Below are 22,731 nucleotides of genomic sequence, written 5' to 3'. Positions count from 1 at the left end.
ATCGGCGCGCACGCAAACCACTAGCCCCGCTATTCAATCCATTGGGCGACATTGCTGCAATCTTCGCATTCCGCCAACAGGCTGTCCGGGTATCCGATGACCTCTGCCTTGTTCTGACGGGTTTCACCGTCGTCCAATGACAGGCTCGTCCACCCGGAATGCGACACACCAATGGCCGAGACACGCCCCGCATTCAGCAACTCAATCGCTTCTTCCCTGGTCACATTCGCAACCGGCCCGGTCGAGCACGCCACGAAGGGTAGAATGAGCGTCAGAGCGAACACGAGTTTCATAAAATTCTCCAGTTTTGTGGTCTCTGCAACTTAGTCGCAAAGCAACAGGAGTTGAAGCCGCAAGTTCCCACCGGCAAACCTCACCACCAGTACCTGAAACTTCAAAAGTTTCAGGGCCGGTTTCTTTTTAAGAAACCGCGCCTATCACGTCCCGCAGAACGTCGCCTGAACAACTTCGCCCTCAGCCGGCGGTCGCATCAGATCAGACGCATCAGGCTGATCCTCATAAGGCCGCGACAACACCGCGTTCAAACGATGAAACGGTGCGTAATCACCCTGCACAGCAGCCTGAATCATCTGCTCGACCCGGTGATTGCGCGGGATAAAGGCCGGATTGGCCGCCGCCATCACCTTCGCCGGGGTCGCCTCGCGCTGCAGCCGCGCACGCCAGCCCTCGGCCCATCCGTCAAATGCAACCGGATCGATGAACTCATCCCGCGCCCGATCCCCACCCAGCGCCCGGAACGTATTGGTAAAATCCGCACCACCCCCAGCCATACGCACCAGCAGGTCCGAGATCATCTGCAAATCCCCATCCTCGGCCCGCGACAGACCGATCTTGGCCCGAAACCGCCGCAACCACTCGGCCTGCAGCAGATCGGGCATGGCATGCACGATCTCGGTCGCCTCCTCCACCGCGGCCTCCTTATCCTCAACCTGCTGGATCAGAGCCGTCGCCAACTGCGCCAGATTCCACACCGCAATCTCGGGCTGGTTGGAATAGGCATAACGCCCCATCCGATCGATCGAGCTGTAGACCGTGTTCGGATGATAGCTGTCCATGAAGGCACACGGCCCGTAATCAATGGTCTCCCCCGCAATCGAGCAGTTATCCGTATTCATCACCCCATGAATGAACCCAACGCTCATCCACTGGGCAATCAGCCGCGCCTGCGCATCCCGCACCGCGCGCAATAACCCCATCGGCCCCTCGGTCTCCGGGTAATGACGCGCGATGGCATAGTCAGTCAGCCGCCGCAAACTGTTCAACTGCCCGCGCGCGGCAAACACCTGAAAGGTCCCCACCCGCAAATGGCTCTGCGCCACACGGGTCAGCACTGCGCCGGGCATCGGCCCCTCACGCAGCACGATCTCACCGGTCTCGACCGCCGCCAGCGCACGAGTGGTCGGAATTCCCAGCGCATACATCGCCTCGGACACCACATATTCCCGCAGCACCGGCCCCAGCCACGCGCGCCCATCGCCCTGACGCGAAAACGGCGTCGGCCCCGACCCCTTCAACTGAATGTCACGCCGGACACCATCGGTGCCCACCGTCTCACCCAATAACACGGCACGCCCGTCACCAAGCTGCGGATTGTAATTGCCGAACTGATGCCCGGAATACAGCTGCGCCAACGGTTGCGCCCCCTCGGGCACACTATTCCCGCCAAAAGCCTCAGCCATCTCTTCCACATCGCCCGGCGAAATCCCCAGCAATCGCGCCAGATCGGCATTGAACGCAATCAGATGCGGCGCGCGCACCGGCACCGGGGCCTGCCGCGCATAAAACGCATCGGGCAGACGGGCATAGCTGTTGTCAAACGGGATCGTCAGGGTCATGCGGCAAACATATGCCCTACATGCACAATTGCCATAGCAGATCGCACCCGCCCGTGCATAATCGCCTCAAACAACCAAAGGCCCGCAATGACCGCACAGGACATCATCACCCACCTCAACCTGCAACGCCACCCCGAGGGTGGCTGGTTCCGCGAAACCTGGCGCGCCCAGAACGCAGGTCGCGCCACCGGCACCTGCATCTACTTCCTGCTGGCCGAGGGCGAACACAGCCACTGGCACCGCGTCGACGCGACCGAGATCTGGCTCTACCACGCCGGCGCCCCGCTGATCCTGTCGCTCAGCGCCACCGATGACGGCCCCGCCACCGATCACCTGCTGACCCCGGATCTGACCCAAGGCACCCCACAACTGATCGTCCCCGAAAACCACTGGCAAGCCGCCCGCAGTACCGGAGGCTTCACCCTCGTCAGCTGCACCGTTTCGCCCGGCTTCGAATTCGACGGCTTCACCCTCGCCGCCCCCGAATTCGACATCCCCCGCGGCTGAGCCCACCCCGAACCCCCTCTTCATCTGGCCAAAAATATCCCGGGGGAGTCGCGCAGCGACGGGGGCAGAGCCCCCTACCCGCGCGCCACAACCTCCCGCGCCGGAGACGACACAACCCCGCCCCCGACAAGCGCACCAACCCCGGTTGTTCCGGGGCAAGAGGTCGGCATCCCCCGCGCCACCCGCACGGCGAGATAGGCAAAGGCCTGCGCCTCCAGCATGTCGCCATCCAGACCCACGGCCTCGACAGGCTCAACCGGACAATCCAGCGCGACCCGCAGCATCTCCATCAACACCGGATTGCGCCGCCCTCCGCCGGTGACCAGCAGACGCGCAGGCGGCTTGGGGCAATGCTCCATCCCTTGGACCACACCCGCCGCACACATGCCGGTCAGGGTCGCCACCGCATCCGCATCGCTCAGTTCCTGCACCAACCCGATCATCTCGGCAAAATCATTGCGGTCCAGGGACTTCGGCGGCATTCGGTTAAAAAACGGCTCGGCCAGAAACAGCTCCAGCGCGCCGGTTTCAACCGTCCCGCCGCGCGCCAGCGCCCCATCCCGGTCCATCGGCAGACCCAGCCGCGCCTGCATCAAATCATCCACCGGTGCATTCGCTGGCCCGGTATCAAAAGCCAGCAGCGCTCCCGGCGCTTCGGGGCCGTCAAAGGCGGGGTCCACATAGGTCAGATTGCCCACACCGCCCAGATTCAGAAAACACAGCGGTTCATCCGCGCCAATCCACTTGGCGCAAGCGAAGTGAAAGAACGGCGCCAGCGGCGCACCCTCTCCGCCCAAAGCCACGTCGTCGCTGCGGAAATCCCAGACCACTGGCAGCCCCAAAGCCTGCGACAAGCCGATCCCATCGCCCACCTGTAGCGTCCCGCGTCCCCGCGGCTCATGCGCCAAGGTCTGGCCGTGAAAGCCGATCATGTCGACCTCTTCAAACTCGGCCAAAGCCTCGGCATGGGCCAGCGTCACCAGTTCGCCTGCCGCCTCAACCTCGGCCCCGTGCCACTGGCCCAACGCCGCCCGCAGAACCGCGCGCTCGGCCTCGGAATAGGCGCGATAGCGGCTCTCGCCAAAGCCAAAAATCCGCTGCCCGTCGGTTTCGACCACAGCGGCATCCACACCGTCCAGCGAGGTCCCCGACATCGCCCCCAGCGCCCGGATCGGCCCGGTTTTTCCGTTGCTCCGGCTCACGCCTCTCTCCTGCTCAATCCCGCGCGTCCATCCGCGACGGCCCGCAAGGGCCACTCAACCAGACGCTGCACAAGTTTCAAACTGCCCCCAGACCCCTGCCCCTGACAAGACGCATTCACCGCAAAGCCGGTATTTTTCGGTCACAGACTCTGCAAAGGCACGCCCATGGGCAAGATTTTCGCAAGCCAATTTCTGAACTTATGTAATATGACGCAAGAAACCCCTGATGCATCTGACAGAACACAGCGCCGAGACATGGAAAAGAACACCACAGCCCCGGTGGAAAACCGCAACTATCAGCTGATCTTCTGGTCCGGCGCGCTCTCCACGATCGGAGGGCAACTGGTCAATCCCCGCCTTGTCCTGCCCTTCCTCTATCTGGCGCTCGGGGCCCCCACATTCGTCGCCAGCCTGCTTCTGCCCTTCGTCACCGCAGCGCGGCTGATCGCGGAAATCTTCGTCTCACCCTTCGTCAACCGCGTCACCCGCGCCAAGCTGGCGGTCTATATCCCCAACCTGCTGACCGCGCTGATCCTGTCCGTCGTGGCGCTGTTCGCGACCGGACTTCCGCAACTGTTGGTGGTGCTGCTCTTTCTGACCACGGCGATTGTGATGGGCCTGTGTCAGGGCATCACCAGCCTCGGCACCAGCCAGATTTACGGCGTTTCGATTCCCGACCACAAACGCAACCGCATGGTATTTGCGCAGGCCACGATCTCGGGCGCGCTGGCCATCGCGGTGGTGTGGCTTACCAAAGACCTTCTGGTCTCGGACCAGCCCATGCAGCGCCATATCGTCGTGATGTGGTGTGGCGTCTTCGCCATGTTCGCCGCCGGGATCAGCTTTGCCGGGGTGCGCATCTTTGAAGACGACCGGCCTGTCCCCAAACCCACCGCCAAGCCAAAACCGCTGGCGGAACTGGCGACCGGGTTCAAAACCGGCATGGCCTACCCGTGGTATCGCAAATTCCTGCTGGCGCGGCTGATCTTCATCTCGGTCGAACTGGCGATGCCTTTCTACACCATCCACGCCGCCACCTATCACGTGGGCACCAAACACTCGCTCAGCTATTTCGTCATCGCCGCCAGCGCCGGAATGGTGATCGGATCACTGGTCTGGGGCTGGCTCAGCAGCCGCATCTCGGTCAAACCGGTGATGTGGATGGGCTGCCTGATCTCGGCGGCCTCAGCGCTGATGGCGCTGGCTTTCACGCTGATGGGCTATGCCCAGAACGTCCAGCTTTACGCGCTGGTGATCGGCCTTCTGTCGCTGGGCGGCAACGGAGTGATCTATGGCCGCTACCTCTACGTCATTGAAATGACGGACGAAAAAGAGCGCCCCTACCTCGTCGCCCTCGGCGATGTCAGTGCCGGGCTGGTGGGGATCGTCTTTGCCGCCATCCTCGGCGCGGTGGCGCATCTGCACGATCCGATCACGCCGATCTTTGCGCTGGCGGCGCTCAATCTGGCAGCCATGGCCTATGCCATGGGCCTGCCCGCGACGACCGCGCAGAAAAAGCCCTGACAGCGGCTGAAAAACGCATCTTTTCCTTACCCACCCCGCCGCCTATACAGTGCCCCGCAACATCAACCCAAAGGGCACGATATGACCTACCACCCCAAATCGGATTTCATCGCCACGATGATCGAGCGCGGCTTTCTCGCCGACTGCACCGATTATCAGGGCCTTGACGACGCGCTGATCAGCGGGGTGCAGACGGCCTATATCGGTTACGACGCCACCGCACAGTCGCTGCATGTCGGCCACCTGATGAACATCATGGTGCTGCGCTGGCTGCAGAAAACCGGCCATAAACCGATCACCCTGATGGGCGGCGGCACCACCAAGGTGGGCGACCCCTCGTTCCGCTCGGACGAGCGCCCCCTGCTGGGCCCCGAACAGATCGACGCCAATATCGCCGGAATGCAGAATGTGTTCGCCAAGTACCTGTCCTATGATGACAGCGCCTCCGGAGCGCTGATGTTGAACAATGCTGAATGGCTGGACAGCCTGAACTACCTCGATTTCCTGCGCGATATAGGGCGGCATTTTTCGGTCAACCGGATGCTGTCCTTCGAATCCGTGAAATCGCGTCTGGACCGCGAGCAGTCGCTTAGCTTCCTCGAATTCAACTACATGATCCTGCAGGCCTATGACTTCCTGGAACTGAACCGCCGCTATGGCTGCGTTCTGCAGATGGGCGGCTCGGATCAGTGGGGCAACATTGTCAACGGTATCGACCTGACCCGCCGCGTGCTGGATCAGGAAATCTATGGCCTGACCACGCCGCTGCTGACCACCAGCGATGGCCGCAAGATGGGCAAATCGCAGGGCGGAGCGATCTGGCTGAACGGCGACATGCTGTCGGCCTACGAGTTCTGGCAGTTCTGGCGCAACACCACTGACGCCGATGTGGGCCGGTTCCTGAAAATCTTCACCGAACTGCCCGTTGACGAATGCGACCGTCTGGCCGCGCTGGAAGGGTCCGAGATCAACGAGGCCAAAATTCGCCTCGCCAACGAAGTCACCACCCTGCTGCACGGGGCCGAAGCCGCCGCAACGGCCGAGGCCACCGCCCGCGAAGTGTTCGAAAAAGGTGGCGTGGGCGAGGACCTTCCGACCCTGACGCTGAACGCCGCCGACCTGCCCGCTTCGATCGTGCAGATCATCGTCAAATCCGGCCTCGCCAAATCGGGCAAAGAGGCCAAACGCCTGATCGCCGAGAACGGAGCCAAGCTGGACGACGCCCCCCTGACCGATGCCGGCCTGATGATCGACGCGGGCGCGCTGTCCTCACCGATCAAGCTGAGCGCGGGCAAAAAGCGGCACGCGCTGGTGCAGCTGGGCTAAACCCAGACAGCAGAAACGAAAAACAGCCACCCTGATCGGTGGCCGTTTCTTGTCCGCGTTACTGCTTAGGCTTGCCTTCACCCTTCATCATTATTGGCATTGTTGCCCTGACCGGGGCTGCTGCCTTCGGGCCCGTTGCCATTTCCATTGTTGCTCTGGCTGCCAGTGCCACCGTTTCCTCTGGACCCGGACCGGGCCGCTTCGGCTCTGGATCGGGCTTCGGCCGCTTTGGCTCTGGCATTGTCGCGCGCCGCGTCGGCCCGAGCTCTGGCCTTTTCAGCGCGGGCCTGACCATCCTTCTCAGCGCCCGGCTTACCGCCGCCAGTATCGCCACCACCGCCAGTATCTCCGCCGCCGGTATCTCCACCGCCGCCAGTATCGCCACCGCCGCCAGTATCGCCACCGCCACCGGTATCACCACCACCGCCGGTATCTCCACCGCCGCCAGTATCACCACCACCGCCAGTATCCCCACCGCCACCGGTATCGCCACCGCCACCGGTATCGCCACCGCCGCCAGTATCGCCGCCGGGCCCGCCGTCAAACTCATTCGGGTCCGAGTTGCGATCCTCGCCCCGCGGCGACGCCGCCGCGATGCTCGCCGTGGGCAGATCGGTCAACAGCCCCGCCAGACCCGGGCATTGCGCCCCGGTCACACCCAGAACCGTCTCGAAATCCGACCGCCTCTGCAGCCGCTTGAGGAAACTCGGCGTCACCTGCGCACAATCGCACAGCCCCGCATAATCCCCTGCGTTGGCCAGATCGCGTGCAACCCGCCCATCGCATACCTCGGTGGCAGCCGCCGCGCTGCCCGCCATCATCACCCCCACGACAGGAGCCGCAACAATCGCGCCCAGTGTGCGCTTCGCATTCGTTAACATCACCATATCGGTACCTCCTGAAAACCAAACACGCCCGGCCCACGGGTTGTTCATTCACGAAACAGCGACCCGACCGTGAACTGTCAGTTCGAGCCTTCCCCAACAGGCCAGACACCCTCAAAACAGTAGACAGCACCCCGGCGATCCGTTTAATGAACAATTGTTCAAATCCTTGGGAGGAGCGACCATGCAGCTATCCACCACCGCAGCGATCATCACCGGCGGCGCGTCCGGTCTGGGCGAAGCCACCGCCCGCTATTTCGCCGAACAGGGCGCGCAGGTCACCATCCTCGACCGCGATGCCGAGCGTGGCCCGCAGGTCGCGGTCGAGATCGGCGGGTATTTCGCCCAGACCGATGTCACCGACGAAGCCTCGGTCGCCAATGCCATCGCGCAGGCCAAGGACCAAATGGGGCGCATCACCGCCACCGTGAACTGCGCCGGGATCGCCATCGGCGCAAAGACCGTTGGCCGAGATGGCCCTCACCCGCTGGACGCCTTCCAGCGCACCATCGACATCAATCTGATCGGCACCTTCAACGTCTCGCGTCTCGCCGCCGCCGAGATGGCCCGCAACGCCCCCGACCCCGACGGCGCGCGCGGCGTGATCATCAACACCGCCTCCATCGCCGCTTTCGACGGCCAGAAAGGTCAGGCTGCCTATGCCGCATCCAAGGGCGGCGTGGTCGGCATGACCCTACCGATGGCGCGCGATCTCGCCTCAACCGGCATCCGCGTCATGGCCATCGCCCCGGGCATCTTCATGACCCCGATGCTGTCTGGCCTACCGCAAGAAGTGCAGGACCAGCTTGCCGCCGACGTCCCCAATCCCGCCCGCCTGGGCGACCCGCGGGAATACGGACGACTGGCCGGGTTCATCGTCGAGATGGGCTATCTGAACGGAGAGGTCATCCGCATCGACGGCGCATTGCGGATGCGCTGAGCCGAGAGACCGGACCAGCGCCCCGAACCGCCGGCCACAGAACGGTCTCCGATTTGGTACCCGACACATCACATGGATCGGTTAACAAACCGTTGGCAAAACCGGAGTCTCTGCGGCTGAAAATTTGTACAATTCAAACAAACCACCGTTTCGCGGACGTACAAAACGAACTCAACCGGCTTCGGCCTTCTCTTCCAGAGTCAGCCACTCTTCCTCAGCCGCCAACAGTTTTTCCTGCCGCTCAACCAACGCTTCAGTCGCCTTCTGGAACTTCACCGGCTCACGCGAGAACAGGTCCGGATCCGACATCAACTCTTCCAGCTTGGCAATCTCGGCCTCAAGCCGCGCGATCTCGGCGGGTAGCTTTTCAAGCCGGTGTCGTTCCGAGAAAGACAACCCTGCTTTCGGCTTCGCCTCTTGCTTCACCTTTGGCTTTGATGCCTTTGTTTTATCTTCTTTTTTCTCAGATAAGTCGCCACGTTGAGCAATATAGTCGGACCAGCCTCCGGCATAAACCGTGGCCCGGCCGTTGCCCTCCATCGCGATGGTCGTGGTGGCCACGCGGTCCAGAAAGTCCCGGTCGTGGCTGACCAGCAGAACGGTCCCGTCATAGTCGTCCAGCAACTCTTGCAGCAGGTCCAACGTCTCGACATCCAGATCGTTTGTTGGTTCGTCCAGCACCAGCAAGTTCGACGACTTCGCCATCAATTTGGCCAGCAACAACCGTGCTTTTTCCCCACCAGACAAGGACTTAACAGCCGCTCTTGCCTGCGCATCGTCGAACAGAAACTCCTTGAGATACCCCACCACATGCTTGGGCTGACCGCCCACCATCACTTGATCGGCCTTGCCGGAAACCCGCATCTCGGGGTCACCTGTCAGACTGTCCCACAGCGTCATCTCGGGGTCCAACTGCGCACGCGCCTGATCGAACACCGCAATTTCAAGGTTGGTGCCCAACAAGACGCTGCCCTCGTCCGGCTCCATCTGACCCAGCAGCATCTTCAACAGTGTGGTTTTGCCCACCCCGTTAGGCCCGACAAAGGCCACTCGATCCCCGCGCTGCACCAGCAGGTCAAAGTTACGCACAATCTGCTGTGCGCCAAACGCCTTGGTCACACCTTTGGCCTCGATCACCTTGCGTCCCGATTTTGGACCGGATTCCAACGCCATAGCAGCCGATCCCTGACGTTTGATCTGCGCCGCCTTCTCGGCCCGCAGCGCCTGCAGGGCGCGCACCCGGCCCTGATTACGCTTACGCCGCGCACTGATGCCTTCGACGGCCCACCGCGCCTCGGACTTAATCAGACGGTTCAGCTTGTGGCGTTGCTGATCTTCGTCCTCCCAGACCTTGTCGCGCCAGCCCTCAAAGGCCTCGAACCCCTGCTCCTGCCGCCGTACAACGCCGCGATCGATCCACAAGGTCGCCCGCGTCAGCGCGCGCAAAAAAGCCCGGTCATGCGAGATCAGAACATAGGCCGCCCGGGTGGCGCCCAGCTCGCGTTCTAGCCATGCAATCGCTTCGATATCCAGGTGATTGGTCGGTTCGTCCAACAGCATCAGATCCGGTGCTTCAGCCATCAGCTTGGCCAGCGCCGCCCGCCGCCGCTCGCCGCCCGAGGCGGTCTCGACTGCACGTTCGGGGTCGAATTTCAGCCCCTCTCCGGCGCGTTCGACCTTATACAGCTCTCCCGGCTCCAACCCGCTTGATGCATAGTCGCCCAGCGTCGCGAACCCCTCCATCCCCGGGTCCTGCTCCATGTAACCGACTGATTTTCCAGGCGGGATCACGATATCCCCCTGATCGGCCTCGACCAGACCAGCCATCACTTTCATCAGGGTCGACTTGCCCGACCCGTTCCGCCCGACCAGCGCCACGCGGTCGCCCGGTTGAACCACCAGATCAAGATCGGAAAACACCGGATCGCCCCCGAAGGTCAGGGAAATACCGGACATCTGCAACAAAGGAATTCTCGCCATGTCCGCCAGCTAAACCGGTGAACACAAGGCGTCAACGCCCCTGCTTCACCTTTTCATAAATACTCAAATCACCCGGCCACCGCCCGCAACAGACGTTTGCGTTCAGCGGGAATCGCCCCGATCTCGAGCCCGGTAAACACATGCAGGGTGTTCATATGCCGATCCACAACCGCATGATCGCTGACCCAGCCACCCATCATCAGATAGGTCCGCAGCAAGGGCGGCATCCGCAGCATCGCCTGTTTCACGTTCGGCCTGCGCCGCAGACGGGCGGCAAAGCGGAACACGTCCGGCGCTTTGACCCGCGGCAGCCAGCGCTTGGGCGCCAGATGACGATGCTTGAGCATGGCGAACGCGTCGAGATACTCGTCTGTTTCGGTCCCTGCGAAGGAAGAACAGCCAAACAGCATTTCGATGCCGTTCTGATCCACATAGGCCGTCATCGCGCCCCATGCCACGCGCAGAATGTCGGGATCGGTCCAATCGGGGTGGATGCAGAACCGGCCCATCTCGACCATCGGACCACAAAACCCGTTCAAAGCGGACAGATCGTAGAATTGCGCCGAATAGCTGCACCCGATCTCCGAGCCGTCCTGCATCGTCAGCATACGGAAACAGCAGACCAACTGCCCACCGGACCGCATATCCTCGATCAGAACATGGGCACATTGGGCGTCATACATATCGCGATCCGTGCCCGACGTTCCGAACGCCAGCGTCCGCAGCGCCTGCGCCGCGGCCACATCCCGCGCAGACCCGGCCAGCCGGGCCCGGTATCGGCCTTTGTTCAACAGCTCAGCCATCATCGCCCCCTTATGCGGTTGCTGACCGTTCGTCTTGTCCTGCCCTACCATAACAGGTGTGACGAACGCGTGACCTCTGCAAGAGGTCCGGGCGATTTAGTTGGTGGCCCCGGGGATGTTTGCCGGGTTGAAGTTGCCGATATTGCCAAGCAGCTGACGCAGGAACCCTTTGTCCTCGACGTTGGAATCGGTCACGCGGCGGTCCAGCACGATGACATAGCCATCTTCAAGGCCGAACCGCTCGATATTGCGCACGACGCCGCGCTGATCAAAGCTGATCGCGACCAGCCGGCGCGAGACGACCTCGGGCCGCCGGACGCCCGACGTGCGGATGCGCGAGGCGACATAATAATAGCCCGAGTCCCGGACCAGACCGGCAGAACTGGGCGCGCCGATGGCCTCTTCCACTGTTTCGCGCGTATCGACACCGACCTTGATCTTGGCCAGATCCTCGGGCGGCGGCACGTAGCCGTGATTCTTGAACACCGGCGAACATGCGCCCGCGATTACCAGACAGGCCGCAAAGACAAGCGTTTTCGACGCCGGTTTCACCCTGTTCACACCCATCAACATGCACACCCTCTTGCCTTGGCCCCTTGCGGACCCTATCCGATTACATCAAACCGCAGCCCCGGTTCAACACAGGAAAACCTCACGAATGAGCAACCCGACATCTTTGCGCGTCACCGACCTGCCGCAAAACGCACCGACGCCCTTCGAACTGCGCCCGACCGGCGAGGCGCTGGAGGCGATCAAGCTGGAACTTGGCCTGCAGGGCCTGCGCAAGCTGAGCTTTGTGGGCGCGCTGCGTGCGCAAGGCAAGCGCGACTGGGTGCTTGAGGCAAAACTGGGCGCGACGGTGATCCAGCCGTGCGTTGTGACGCTGGAACCGGTGACCACGCGCATCGATACCCCCGTGACTCGAGTGTTTCTGGCCGATTGGACCGACCCGGACGAGCCCGAGTTCGAAATCCCCGAAGGCGACGAGACCGAGCCCTTGGGCACCGAGATCGACCCCGCGCAGATCATGGTCGAGGCGCTGTCGCTGGCCCTGCCCCAATACCCCCGCAAGGACGGGGCCGAACTGGGTCAGGCGGACTATACCGAGCCGGGCAAACAGGCGATGACGGACGAGGACGTGAAGCCCTTCGCCGGTCTGGCTGGGCTGCGCGATGCGCTGAAAAAAGACGAGTGACAGGGGGCTGATTTCCTGTCATAGCAGGCGGCCAGAAAAACCGCTTGAACATGCCGAGAATCGCAGTATTTTCGCGCGCTCATTGGATTTTGGGTTGGACATTGCGGGGCAAGCCCCTTAAACGCGCGTCAAACCACGAGAAAACGAAGAACGTAACCCGGCTGGCGGCGAATCTGCTGGCCCATATCAGACAAAGGTTGAGACCATGGCCGTCCAACAGAACAAAGTTTCCAAGTCGCGCCGCAACAATCGCCGCGCACATGACGCTCTGGTTGCTGCAAACCCGAACGAATGCGCAAACTGCGGTGAGCTGAAGCGCCCGCACCACGTCTGCGCGTCCTGCGGCCACTATGATGACCGTGAAGTCGTCGCTCAGGCCGACGAAATCGACCTGGACGAAGACGCGGCCTAAGCCTGATTGGACGCAGGCCAAGGCATGACGGATCAGCCCACGCAAACCGGACGGATCACCATCTCGGTTGACGCTATGGGCGGAGATTCGGGCCCTGCCGTCGTTGTGGCGGGCATTGCCAAATCTGCGGACAAGAACCCCAATATCGGGTTCATCCTGCACGGTCAGGAACAGGAATTGCGCAAGCTGGTTTCCAAACGGCGTGTCCTTGACGGGCGCGTCGTTTTTCGTGATTGCCCCGACGTTGTCACGATGGATGACAAACCCAGTCAGGTGGTGCGCAGCGGCAAGAACACCTCGATGTGGTCGGCGCTTGAGGCGGTGCGCTCGGGCGAGGCCCATGGCGCGGTTTCGTGCGGCAATACCGGCGCATTGATGGCGATGTCGATGCTGCGTCTGCGCAAACTGCCCGGCGTGAACCGCCCTGCGATTGCGATCCTGTGGCCCTCGCGCAATCCGCAGGGGTTCAACGTGATGCTGGACGTTGGTGCAGACGTGCGCGCCGACGCCAAGGACCTGCTGCAATACGCGCTGATGGGGGCCTCTTACGCGCGCAACGGCATGGCGCTTGGCCGTCCGCGCATCGGGCTGCTGAATGTCGGCACCGAGGAACACAAAGGCCGGGCCGAGTTGAAAGAGGCCCACGCCATGATCTCGGACTTCGCGGATCAGGCGAATTTCGAATTTGTGGGCTTTGTCGAAGGCAGCGACATTCCCGGCGATAAGGCCGACGTAATCGTCACCGATGGATTCACCGGCAATGTCGCGATCAAAACCGGCGAAGGCACCGCTAACCTGATCGGAGACCTTCTGCGCCAGGCATTCAAGTATTCTCCGCTCTCGCGTCTGGCCTCGGTCCTTGCGATCACATCGCTGAACCGTCTGAAGAAACGGATCGACCCGCGTCAGGTGAATGGCGGCGTCTTCCTAGGGCTCAACGGCACCGTGGTCAAATCCCATGGCGGAGCAGACGCGACCGGCGTTTCGGCGGCGGTCAAACTGGCCTTTACACTGGCCGAATCCGGTTTCTCGGAAAAATTGGCAGCACGGGTTGCATCAACAGCCGCGCTTGCACAAGATGCGGCCCATTCCGTGTCTCAATCGGAATAATAACAAAAAAGGCAGTACCCCAGCATGGCAGGCCGCTCAGTTGTTGTAGGTGTCGGGCATTATTTGCCGGAACGTGTCGTACCGAACGCGGAATTCGAAAAAACGCTGGATACCACGGACGAGTGGATTCGCAGCCGATCCGGAATCGAGCGTCGCCACTTCGCCGCCGAGGGTGAAACCACATCCGATCTGGCCACCAAAGCCGCCGAGGCCGCGCTGGCCGATGCGGGGCTGACCGCGGATGATATCGACGCCATCGTGCTGGCGACCTCGACCGCTGACCTGACCTTCCCCTCTGCCGCCACCATGGTGCAGGCCCGACTGGGCATGACCAAAGGTTTTGCCTTCGATGTGCAGGCGGTCTGCGCCGGCTTCGTCTTTGCGCTGAGCAACGCCAACGCGCTGATCCTGTCAGGTCAGGCCAAGCGCGTGCTGGTGATCGGGGCCGAGACATTCTCGCGAATCATGGACTGGACCGACCGGTCGACCTGTGTGCTGTTCGGCGATGGCGCGGGCGCGCTGGTGCTGGAAGAACAGGAAGGCGAAGGCACGCCCGACGATCGCGGTATTCTGGCAACCGATCTGAATTCGGACGGGCGCTATAAGGATCTTCTCTATGTAGATGGCGGCGTGTCGACCCAATCCACCGGGCACCTGCGGATGCAGGGCAATCAGGTCTTCCGCCATGCCGTTGAAAAACTGGCAAAAACTGCCGAAATCGCGCTGGAACGCGCCGGACTGACCGGTGATGACGTCGACTGGATCGTGCCGCATCAGGCCAATATCCGCATCATTCAGGGCACCGCCAAGAAAATGGGCCTGCCGATGGACAACGTCGTCGTCACCGTTCAGGACCACGGCAACACCTCGGCCGCATCGATCCCGCTGGCCCTGTCCGTTGGCAAAGAGCGCGGGCAGATCAAGCAAGGCGATCTGATCGTGACCGAGGCAATCGGCGGAGGTCTGGCCTGGGGCGCGGTTGCCCTGCGCTGGTAACCGGCACAATCCGGCTTACAAAGCCGCCCGCAATTCATTGATATTGACAGCGAATTTTGCATCGCCATATGCTTGCCCATCAACAGGGGAAAAAGCATGGGCGACAAAACACTGACCCGAATGGATCTGAGCGAGGCCGTCTTTCGCGAGGTTGGCCTATCACGCAACGAAAGCGCGCAACTGGTCGAAAGCGTATTGAACCATATGTCCGACGCGCTGGTGCGTGGCGAGCAGGTCAAGATTTCGTCTTTCGGGACCTTCAGCGTTCGGGACAAAACCGCCCGCATCGGCCGCAACCCCAAAACCGGTGAAGAAGTTCCAATTCAGCCGCGCCGCGTGCTGACCTTTCGCCCGTCGCACCTGATGAAGGATCGCGTCGCCGCCGGGAACCGCAAGTAAGGTCAGGACGTCCGTGTTATGAGTAAGTCTCGCGACGCATTTCGCACCATCAGTGAAGTTGCGGATTGGCTCGGAGTTCAGGCTCATGTGCTGCGATTCTGGGAAAGCAAGTTCACGCAGGTCAAACCGGTCAAACGCGCCGGGGGGCGGCGGTACTACCGCCCCAATGACATGCGGCTGCTGGGCGGCATCAAGAAATTACTGCACGAGGACGGGATCACCATCAAAGGCGTTCAGCGCATCCTGCGCGAGCAAGGCGTAGCGCATGTGGCGTCGCTGTCCCCTGCTCTGGACGGCACCGGGTCCGAGCCGATCGTCGACAGCACGGTTATCCCTTTCACGGCCAAACCCGCAGAACCGGCGGATCAGATCAATATGGATCTGGGCGAGCCCGCCAAACCCGCCGTGGCGGCAGCCCCGGAACCATCCCGGCAACCGGATGAAGTCGACGCGGCTCCGCTGATGGGGGGCATCACGTCGCTGGCGTGGAATCGGGACGAATATGACGATGCGCTGCTGCATCAGATCGCACCCATCGCCAAGGACCTGCGCCGGTGGCTGGACCGGGTCGAAAACCACGCGGCGGGATAGCAAAAAAGGCGATGATTTCCTCTTGCCCCTGCCGGGAAAGTCTTTATGAACACCTCAACGTCGGGCTATGGCGCAGCCTGGTAGCGCGTCCGTCTGGGGGACGGAAGGTCGCAGGTTCGAGTCCTGCTAGCCCGACCAAATCACACCGACGTTTATGGCACATAGGCCAGATCCCGCTCTGGCATCAGAGGGGATCGAGATGACAGGTGTTTGCCCAAATCAGCAGCTTGAGGCGATGATTGCGCGTGATGAGATCACCGCCAGCCCCGATGTCATCCCCGCGCAGGTGCAACCGGCCAGTCTTGATCTGCGTTTGGGAACAGTGGCTTACCGCGTCCGCGCCTCGTTTCTGGCGGGTGAAGGCCGCTCGGTTTCCGACCGTCTGGCCGAATTCGAGATGCACCGCATCGACATCACCGACGGCGCGGTTCTGGAAAAGGGCTGCGTCTATCTGGTGCCGCTGATGGAATCGCTGGCCCTGCCCGATGACGTCAGCGCGGTGGCCAATGCCAAAAGCTCGACCGGGCGGCTGGACCTGCTGACCCGCACCATCACCGATGGCGGGACCGAGTTCGACCGCGTCCCCGCAGGCTATACCGGTCCGCTTTATGCCGAGATTTGCCCGCGCTCGTTTTCGGTTCTGGTGCGTCCGGGGATGCGGCTGAACCAGATCCGGTTCCGCAAGGGTCAGGCGGTGCTGAGTGACACAGAACTGACCGCGCTGCACGGCCAGACTCCTTTGGTAGACGGGCCCGCCGTCATTCAGGACGGGCTGGGCTTTTCGGTTGACCTGCAACTGCCCGACACAGATCTGGTCGGCTATCGCGCCAAACCCCATACCGGCGTGATCGATCTGGACCGGATCGGGGAATACGACCCGCAGGAATACTGGGAAGAGGTGCACACGAAGGACGGGCGCATCATCCTCGATCCCGGCGCGTTTTACATTCTCGTCAGCCGCGAAGCGGTCCACATCCCGCCCATGTATGCCGCCGAAATGGCCCCCTATCTGGCTATGGTAGGCGAGTTCCGGGTGCACTATGCTGGTTTCTTCGACCCCGGCTTCGGTCATGCCGAGGCCGGTGGCGCGGGGTCACGCGGCGTACTGGAAGTACGCTGTCACGAAGCACCCTTCGTGCTGGAACACGGACAGGTTGTCGGACGGTTGGTCTATGAGAAAATGGCCGAGATGCCGACGCAGCTATATGGCGCTGGCATTGCCTCGAACTATCAGGGTCAGGGCCTGAAACTGTCCAAACATTTCAAGCCCGTAGGCTAATCGTCAGAACTTCATGAACCGGCGCATCTGACGGGACACCTGCTTCATCTGCTTTGCACCCTGTTTCTGGCGCGCGGCGGTCTCATGCATCTGGCGATCAGCTTCCGGGCTGCCAGCGCCCGCTGACTGGTCAGGTTTACGGCCCACGCGGCTGGCCATATCAATCCCCTTGTCGACCCCATGGTTTACAAGACGGCCCATCACCTGACGCACGATCATATCGATGATCCGATTGGCATTCATTCGCTTAACTCCGTTTCCTGCGCGCTAGAATAGGCAGGTTCTGCGGCAATAAAAGGGCTGCGCGATCACTCTTCCTCGAACAGCTCGGTCTGATCTTGGTCTTCTTCCTCTTGCCCTTCCCCCAGCGGCACCGCTCCGGGCGGAGGTCGGTTTTCCAGCAAACCAGCAGCGCGCAGCTCTTTCAGACCCGGCAGGTCGCGGGCGTTTTCCAGCCCGAAATGATCCAGAAACTCGGGCGTCACGACAAATGTCACCGGACGACCCGGCGTCATGCGGCGACGGCCCAGCCTGATCCACTCCATCTCAAGCAACTGATCAATGGTCCCGCGCGAAACGGACACGCCGCGAATTTCCTCGATCTCGGCGCGGGTGCAGGGCTGATGATAGGCCACAATCGCCAGCGTTTCGATGGCGGCGCGGCTCAGCTTGCGGGTCTCGACGGTTTCCTTCTGCATCAAGAAGCCCAGATCAGGGGCCGTGCGGATTGCCCAGGCTTCGCCCACACGCACCACGCGTACGCCGCGCCCTTCGTACCGTTTCTGAAGCGATTCAACAGCTTGCGCGGCAGTGCTGCCATGAGGCATCCGCGCCTCAAGATCGGCGATGGTCACCGGTTCGGCGCTGGCGAACAGCACGGCCTCGACCATACGTTCCTGTTCGGCCAAGGGGGGCGCTTCGAACAGGGTGCCGGTTTCTTCGGGGGCGTCAGTCACGGGTTTCGGTCCTCTTGCGCAGATGGATCGGGGCAAAGGTCTCGCTCTGCTTGATCTCCATATGTCCTTCCTTCACCAGTTCCAGCGAGGCCGCAAAGGTCGCCGCCGTGGCGGACCTGCGGCGCACCGGATCGGCGTCCCAGCCGTCGGGCAGATAGGTTTCCATATCCGTCCAAGCGCCAGCAAACCCGATCAGAGGGCGCATCCGTTCCAGCGCCTGTTCCATCGTGAAAACGGCGTCGCGATCCATGACGAAGGGGCGGAATTCGTCACGCGTGCGGATGCGCGCATAGCCTTGCATCAGGTCCAGCAGCGTCGCGGAATAGGTCACGGTGCGGATGCGGGTGACGTCTTCGCCCTGCCCGCGTTTGAAGAAATCACGGCCCAGCTGATCGCGTGCCATCAGTCGTGCAGCGGCATCGCGCATGGCCTGCAGGCGTTCCAGCTGGAACGCGAGATGCGCCGCCAGTTCCTCGCCCGAGGGGCCTTCGTCATCGGGGTCGGGCGGCAGCAACAGGCGGGACTTGAGAAAGGCCAGCCACGCCGCCATGACCAGATAGTCGGCGGCCAGCTCAATCCGGAGTTGCCGCGCCTTTTCGACAAAGGTCAGGTATTGCTGCGCCAGCGCCAGCACCGAGATCTTGCGCAGGTCTACCTTCTGCGTCCGCGACAGGGTCAGCAGCACATCCAGCGGGCCCTCGAACCCGTCCACATCGACGATCAACGCCTCGGCGGCAAGCCGATCCGCGACCGAGACCGGATCTTCGCTGAAAAGGTTATCCTGCATATACCTGCCCGCCCATTAGGGCAGATAGTTCCGCCTCGGCGGCCTGGATGTCAAGTTCCTGCGGTGGCTGGCGCAGCGCCAGCGCGCGATCTGCGCGGGCTTGTGCCGCATCAGACATCTGACCGGCGGCGTCCAGCACCTGAGCGCGTTCGTCAAACGCCCCGTTACAGTGCAAAACCACATCACACCCGGCGTCCAGCGCCTGACGCGCCAGATCGGCAGGCGCGCCTTGCAGAGCCTTCATCGTGATATCATCGGTCATGATCAATCCGTCAAAGCCGATACGCTCGCGGATCAGCGTCATCATCGCCGCAGAGATCGTCGCGGGCTGAGGGTCGATCCGGTCATAGACCAGATGCGCCGTCATCCCCATCGGCAGGTCATTGAGCGCACGGAACGGGGCGAAATCGGCGTGCTCAAGTGTTTCCAGCGCAAGGTCCACATGCGGCAGGTCATGATGACTGTCGAGCGTCGACAGGCCATGGCCCGGCATATGCTTGATAATCGGCAGGACGCCGCCATCCATGTGACCGTTCGCAACTGCCCGGCCAATCGCAGAAACCTGTTTCGGATCAGAGCCATAGCAGCGGTTCTTCAAAAACGCGTGGGTGTCTTCGCGGGCCAGATCGACCATCGGAGCACAGTTGCTGTCGATCCCCAACCCCAGCAATTCATGCGCGATCAGGCGATAGCGCAGATACATCGCCCGTTCCGCCTGATCCCCGGCGCGGGCGACATGATCCAAAGGCGGCATCCATTCGCGCGCCATAGGCGCTCGCAGCCGCTGCACCCGGCCACCTTCCTGATCCACTGTGATCAGGCAGTTGCGCCCCACAGCCTCGCGAAAATCCTCGCACAGGGCACGCGTCTGATCAGCGCTTTCGATATTTCGGGCAAACAAAATGAACCCGAACGGGTTCATTTCCTTGAATAAGGCCTTTTCGTCGGATGTCAGGCGCAGCCCTTCTGCGTCGGTGATAACCGCGCCAAAGCTCACCGGACGGCGACCGGGATACAGTCAGCCCCCTGCGCCACCAGCGCAGCACAGAACTGGCGCGAGTCGCTCAGATCATCGAACCCCATGGCGCGCAAGCGATAGAAGGTACGACCACCGCTCGAGGTTTTTTGGATAACACGCTGTTTTCCATCCATATATTCGCCAAACCTGTCATTCAGGCGTGCCCATTCCGCATGCGCCACGTCCGAGCTTTCATACGCCCCCAACTGCGCCAACCGCGTTCCCTTGGGCAAAGCGTTCGGGTCCACATCCAGACCAACAGCAGCCTTGACGGCAGCATTTATGGCCGCCTCGGTGGCGCTGCTGGATGAAACCGAGCTGGGGGTCGCCCGCGCCGGGCGCACATGCGGGCGCAGCGAACGTCGCACACCAGGCAGCGCCGCGATCTTCGGATCAGGCAATTGAGCGGCAAAATCCACCGGATCAATCGCCGGTTCTTCCTCGGGCGTCACCAACGCAGCCAGTTGCACACCCTGCTCGGGCGTCTGTTCGGGCTGGATTTCAGCGGCCAGCCCCTCGACCAGCGCATTCACAGCCGCCTGATCCGAGGCCGGTTCCTCGACCACATGCAGGGCGTTTCTCGCCTGCGGCACACCCATCGGCTTGTCTTCGTCAGTCAGCGACACCGGGCGCGGCGCGAGGATCAGCCGGTCAGCCGGAGCTGCAGCAGATCCCACGGCGGCCACGGTGTTGACCGCCAGCCCTTGATGGTCAGCGGGCGTTCCGCCCGGATTTTCCGGCTGGATGCGCATCGGCCCTTCGGCGGCGCGCACCACGGGAACGCCGCTGACATCCCGCATCACCAGCTTGTAACCCCAGACACCAACGCCTGCGACCAATGCCAAAGATGCAACCGCCCCCAGCACGTTGACAATACGACCCAGCCCTGCGCTTGCGCGCGGGGCCTCGTCATAGACATAGCTTTCGTCGGAATAGTCATACGCATCCTCGGGATGCGCTTGATTCGTGTAATGCATCTGCTCGGGGCCTGCCTGCCCCGAGTAATCGTAACGTGCCATATCCGCCTCACCGCCCGATTGCGCCTTAAAACGTGGCGCGCGGGTCATTTCTTGCCTACCTCGTACCGGCGGTTCGGGCGATATTGTTTACCGCATCTCCTGCGCCGGGGTAACGCCAAGAATACCCAAGCCCGCTGAAATCACAACAGAAACAGCGCGGGCCAATGCGATTTTCGACTGGCTTGTGGCAACATCGCCATCCTGGATGAAACGCAGCCCGACCTCGTCATGGCCCTTGTTCCAGAGCGCATGGAAATCCCCTGCAAGTTCATACAGATAGAAGGCAACCCGGTGCGGCTCGTTGGTGCGGGCGGCGATCTCGACCAACCTTGGCCATTCCGCCAGCTTCTTCGCAACGGCCAGTTCCGCACCATGCTCGATCTTGCCCAGATCCGCCTCGGCAAGGGCCGCATCCTGCGCGTCGATCCCGGCCTCGGCGGCGCGGCGCAGCACGCTCATGACGCGGGCATGGGCGTATTGGACGTAGAACACCGGGTTCTCGCGGCTTTGTTCCAGCACCTTGTCAAAGTCAAAATCCAGCGAGGCATCGTTGCGCCGGGTCAGCATGACAAAGCGGGTGACGTCGGGGCCGACCTGCTCCAACACGTCGCGCAGGGTGATGAACGTCCCTGCGCGTTTCGACATCTTGAACGGCTCACCATTCTTGAACAGCTTCACAAGCTGCGTCAGCTTGATGTCGAATGACACCCGCTTTTCATGGTCCAGAGCGGCCACAATCGCCTTCATCCGCTTGACATAGCCGCCGTGATCAGCCCCGAACACGTCGATGATGACATCAAAGCCACGCTTGATCTTGTCATAGTGATACGCCAGATCGGGCGCGAAATAGGTCCAGCCGCCATCCGATTTCTGCACCGGGCGGTCGACATCGTCGCCATACTCGGTCGCCTTGAACAGCATCTGTTCGCGCGGTTCCCAGTCCTCGGGCGGGGCTTTGCCCTTGGGCGGTTCCAGCACACCACGATAGACCAGCCCCATCTCTTTGAGCTCTTCCAGCGTCTTTTCGATCTTGCCGCTGTCGTAGTAAGACCGCTCGGACGTCCAGACATCCATCTGAACCCCCAGCATGCCCAGATCTTCGCGGATCTGCCGCATCATTTCGTCAATGGTGAAATCGCGGAAGGTGACAAGCCAGTCGGCCTCGGGCTTGTCGATCATGCTGTCGCCGAACTTCTCTTTCAGCGCTTCGCCCACCGACACGAGGTAATCGCCGGGGTACAGCCCTTCTTTCACCTCGAATTCCAGCCCGTTGGCCTCGCGGTAGCGTTCATAGGCTGACCGCGCCAGCACATCGACCTGCCCGCCGCCATCATTGACCCAGTATTCCCGGGTGACGTCGAACCCGGCATAATCCAGCAGACCCGCCAGCGCATCGCCGAACACCGCGCCGCGGCAATGGCCCACATGCAGCGGTCCCGTCGGGTTGGCCGAGACAAATTCCACATTCGCAGTTTTGCCCGCGCCCATGTCAGACTTGCCGTAATCCGTGCCCTTTTCCAGAACCGATCCCACAATGCCCTGCCAGACCGGCAACGCCAGTCGCAGGTTCAGGAACCCGGGGCCTGCAACCTCGGCGCTGGTGATCCGGTCATCCGCCGCCAGCTTACCTGCCAGAGCTTCGGCAATGTCGCGAGGCTTCAGTCCGGCGGGCTTGGCCAGTACCATCGCCGCGTTGGTCGCCATGTCGCCATGCGCCGCATCGCGCGGAGGTTCGACCGCCACATTGTCAAAGCTCAACCCCTCGGGCAACGCGCCTTCGGACTGCATTTGTGCCAGCGCGTCCAGAACAAGGACGCGGATCTCGGAAAACAGGTTCATTTCGAATGTCCTTCTGCTTGCCGTGCGGTTTATCACGCAAAGCGCCAAGGTCAATGGACGCCTAAAGTTTGCACTTGGTTCAGCCGCGCAGACCGGTAATGTCCTATT

24 protein-coding genes and 1 tRNA gene are annotated in these 22,731 nt (G+C 61.9%); 12 read left to right on the top strand and 13 right to left on the bottom strand.

Going from position 1 to position 22,731, the window contains the following annotated elements; genetic code table 11:
• Positions 1-29: 29 nt before the first annotated feature.
• On the bottom strand, positions 30-293 hold the full coding sequence (locus ACR1XV_RS06610) for a hypothetical protein (RefSeq protein WP_480529594.1): 264 nt from the start codon (positions 291-293) through the stop codon (positions 30-32).
• Between the two features lie 144 nt (positions 294-437).
• Positions 438-1,856, bottom strand: a complete 1,419-nt coding sequence (locus ACR1XV_RS06605) for a protein adenylyltransferase SelO (protein WP_480529593.1) — start codon at positions 1,854-1,856, stop codon at positions 438-440.
• Positions 1,857-1,943: 87 nt separating this feature from the next.
• Here ACR1XV_RS06605 and ACR1XV_RS06600 point away from each other — a divergent pair, with 87 nt between their 5' ends.
• A complete protein-coding gene (locus ACR1XV_RS06600) occupies positions 1,944-2,363 on the top strand; it encodes a cupin domain-containing protein (protein ID WP_480529592.1) in 420 nt (139 codons plus the stop codon).
• A 74-nt stretch (positions 2,364-2,437) separates the two neighbouring features.
• On the opposite strand, the gene ACR1XV_RS06595 is transcribed toward ACR1XV_RS06600, so the two are convergent.
• Positions 2,438-3,565, bottom strand: coding sequence for an anhydro-N-acetylmuramic acid kinase (locus tag ACR1XV_RS06595; RefSeq protein ID WP_480529591.1), 1,128 nt, complete (start codon positions 3,563-3,565; stop codon positions 2,438-2,440).
• Positions 3,566-3,820: 255 nt separating this feature from the next.
• On the opposite strand from ACR1XV_RS06595, the gene ACR1XV_RS06590 reads away from it, so the two are divergent.
• Positions 3,821-5,089 carry an MFS transporter gene (locus ACR1XV_RS06590; protein WP_480529590.1) on the top strand — a complete coding sequence of 423 codons (1,269 nt, stop codon included), beginning with the start codon at positions 3,821-3,823 and terminating at the stop codon, positions 5,087-5,089.
• Positions 5,090-5,170: 81 nt separating this feature from the next.
• Positions 5,171-6,415 (top strand): tyrosine--tRNA ligase, encoded by a 1,245-nt coding sequence (gene tyrS, locus ACR1XV_RS06585; protein ID WP_480529589.1) that lies wholly within the window; start codon positions 5,171-5,173, stop codon positions 6,413-6,415.
• A 77-nt stretch (positions 6,416-6,492) separates the two neighbouring features.
• Here the strand turns inward: tyrS and ACR1XV_RS06580 are convergent, their stop codons facing one another.
• Entirely contained in the window at positions 6,493-7,302 is an 810-nt protein-coding gene (locus tag ACR1XV_RS06580) for a hypothetical protein (RefSeq protein ID WP_480529588.1), read from the bottom strand.
• Positions 7,303-7,483: 181 nt separating this feature from the next.
• Between ACR1XV_RS06580 and ACR1XV_RS06575 the strand changes: the two genes are divergently transcribed.
• Positions 7,484-8,239 (top strand): 3-hydroxyacyl-CoA dehydrogenase, encoded by a 756-nt coding sequence (locus tag ACR1XV_RS06575; RefSeq protein ID WP_480529587.1) that lies wholly within the window; start codon positions 7,484-7,486, stop codon positions 8,237-8,239.
• A 171-nt stretch (positions 8,240-8,410) separates the two neighbouring features.
• Here the strand turns inward: ACR1XV_RS06575 and ACR1XV_RS06570 are convergent, their stop codons facing one another.
• The 3 genes from ACR1XV_RS06570 to ACR1XV_RS06560 all read right to left on the bottom strand — a co-directional run bounded on the left by ACR1XV_RS06570 (position 8,411) and on the right by ACR1XV_RS06560 (position 11,595).
• Positions 8,411-10,219: an ABC-F family ATP-binding cassette domain-containing protein gene (locus ACR1XV_RS06570; RefSeq protein WP_480529586.1), complete on the bottom strand. Its 1,809-nt coding sequence runs from the start codon at positions 10,217-10,219 to the stop codon at positions 8,411-8,413.
• 68 nt (positions 10,220-10,287) lie between these two features.
• A complete protein-coding gene (locus tag ACR1XV_RS06565) occupies positions 10,288-11,022 on the bottom strand; it encodes a GNAT family N-acetyltransferase (RefSeq protein WP_480529585.1) in 735 nt (244 codons plus the stop codon).
• 96 nt (positions 11,023-11,118) lie between these two features.
• The gene (locus ACR1XV_RS06560; protein ID WP_480529584.1) at positions 11,119-11,595 is read right to left on the bottom strand and encodes an outer membrane protein assembly factor BamE; all 477 of its coding nucleotides are present in this window, start codon (positions 11,593-11,595) and stop codon (positions 11,119-11,121) included.
• Positions 11,596-11,680: 85 nt separating this feature from the next.
• On the opposite strand from ACR1XV_RS06560, the gene ACR1XV_RS06555 reads away from it, so the two are divergent.
• The 8 genes from ACR1XV_RS06555 to ACR1XV_RS06520 all read left to right on the top strand — a co-directional run bounded on the left by ACR1XV_RS06555 (position 11,681) and on the right by ACR1XV_RS06520 (position 17,004).
• Positions 11,681-12,217 (top strand): YceD family protein, encoded by a 537-nt coding sequence (locus ACR1XV_RS06555; protein WP_480529583.1) that lies wholly within the window; start codon positions 11,681-11,683, stop codon positions 12,215-12,217.
• A 205-nt stretch (positions 12,218-12,422) separates the two neighbouring features.
• Positions 12,423-12,629 (top strand): 50S ribosomal protein L32, encoded by a 207-nt coding sequence (rpmF, locus tag ACR1XV_RS06550; protein WP_037316137.1) that lies wholly within the window; start codon positions 12,423-12,425, stop codon positions 12,627-12,629.
• 24 nt (positions 12,630-12,653) lie between these two features.
• Positions 12,654-13,739: a phosphate acyltransferase PlsX gene (plsX, locus tag ACR1XV_RS06545; protein WP_480529582.1), complete on the top strand. Its 1,086-nt coding sequence runs from the start codon at positions 12,654-12,656 to the stop codon at positions 13,737-13,739.
• 24 nt (positions 13,740-13,763) lie between these two features.
• On the top strand, positions 13,764-14,735 hold the full coding sequence (locus ACR1XV_RS06540) for a beta-ketoacyl-ACP synthase III (protein ID WP_480529581.1): 972 nt from the start codon (positions 13,764-13,766) through the stop codon (positions 14,733-14,735).
• A gap of 96 nt (positions 14,736-14,831) precedes the next feature.
• Entirely contained in the window at positions 14,832-15,134 is a 303-nt protein-coding gene (gene ihfA, locus ACR1XV_RS06535) for an integration host factor subunit alpha (protein ID WP_008755922.1), read from the top strand.
• 18 nt (positions 15,135-15,152) lie between these two features.
• Complete coding sequence (locus tag ACR1XV_RS06530) at positions 15,153-15,725, top strand: MerR family transcriptional regulator (protein ID WP_480529580.1); 573 nt, start codon at positions 15,153-15,155, stop codon at positions 15,723-15,725.
• 61 nt (positions 15,726-15,786) lie between these two features.
• Positions 15,787-15,863: transfer RNA gene (locus ACR1XV_RS06525), tRNA-Pro, on the top strand.
• Positions 15,864-15,924: 61 nt separating this feature from the next.
• Positions 15,925-17,004 (top strand): 2'-deoxycytidine 5'-triphosphate deaminase, encoded by a 1,080-nt coding sequence (locus tag ACR1XV_RS06520; protein ID WP_480529579.1) that lies wholly within the window; start codon positions 15,925-15,927, stop codon positions 17,002-17,004.
• 3 nt (positions 17,005-17,007) lie between these two features.
• Here ACR1XV_RS06520 and ACR1XV_RS06515 read toward each other — a convergent pair whose 3' ends face one another.
• From ACR1XV_RS06515 to argS, 6 genes are all read right to left on the bottom strand, one after another.
• Positions 17,008-17,247: a hypothetical protein gene (locus tag ACR1XV_RS06515; protein ID WP_480529578.1), complete on the bottom strand. Its 240-nt coding sequence runs from the start codon at positions 17,245-17,247 to the stop codon at positions 17,008-17,010.
• A 65-nt stretch (positions 17,248-17,312) separates the two neighbouring features.
• A complete protein-coding gene (scpB, locus tag ACR1XV_RS06510; RefSeq protein ID WP_480529577.1) occupies positions 17,313-17,960 on the bottom strand; it encodes an SMC-Scp complex subunit ScpB in 648 nt (215 codons plus the stop codon).
• The gene (locus tag ACR1XV_RS06505) at positions 17,953-18,747 is read right to left on the bottom strand and encodes a segregation and condensation protein A (RefSeq protein WP_480529576.1); all 795 of its coding nucleotides are present in this window, start codon (positions 18,745-18,747) and stop codon (positions 17,953-17,955) included. Before ACR1XV_RS06505 ends, scpB begins: the two co-directional genes overlap by 8 nt.
• A complete protein-coding gene (gene nagZ, locus ACR1XV_RS06500) occupies positions 18,737-19,744 on the bottom strand; it encodes a beta-N-acetylhexosaminidase (RefSeq protein ID WP_480529575.1) in 1,008 nt (335 codons plus the stop codon). The genes ACR1XV_RS06505 and nagZ overlap by 11 nt, the downstream gene beginning before the upstream one ends.
• The gene (locus ACR1XV_RS06495) at positions 19,741-20,832 is read right to left on the bottom strand and encodes an SPOR domain-containing protein (RefSeq protein WP_480529574.1); all 1,092 of its coding nucleotides are present in this window, start codon (positions 20,830-20,832) and stop codon (positions 19,741-19,743) included. Before ACR1XV_RS06495 ends, nagZ begins: the two co-directional genes overlap by 4 nt.
• A 39-nt stretch (positions 20,833-20,871) precedes the next feature.
• Complete coding sequence (gene argS / locus ACR1XV_RS06490) at positions 20,872-22,623, bottom strand: arginine--tRNA ligase (RefSeq protein WP_480529573.1); 1,752 nt, start codon at positions 22,621-22,623, stop codon at positions 20,872-20,874.
• Positions 22,624-22,731: the final 108 nt, after the last annotated feature.

It is taken from the genome of Ruegeria sp. AD2(2025), assembly GCF_056542385.1.
This window is presented reverse-complemented; position numbering and strand designations above follow the sequence as displayed.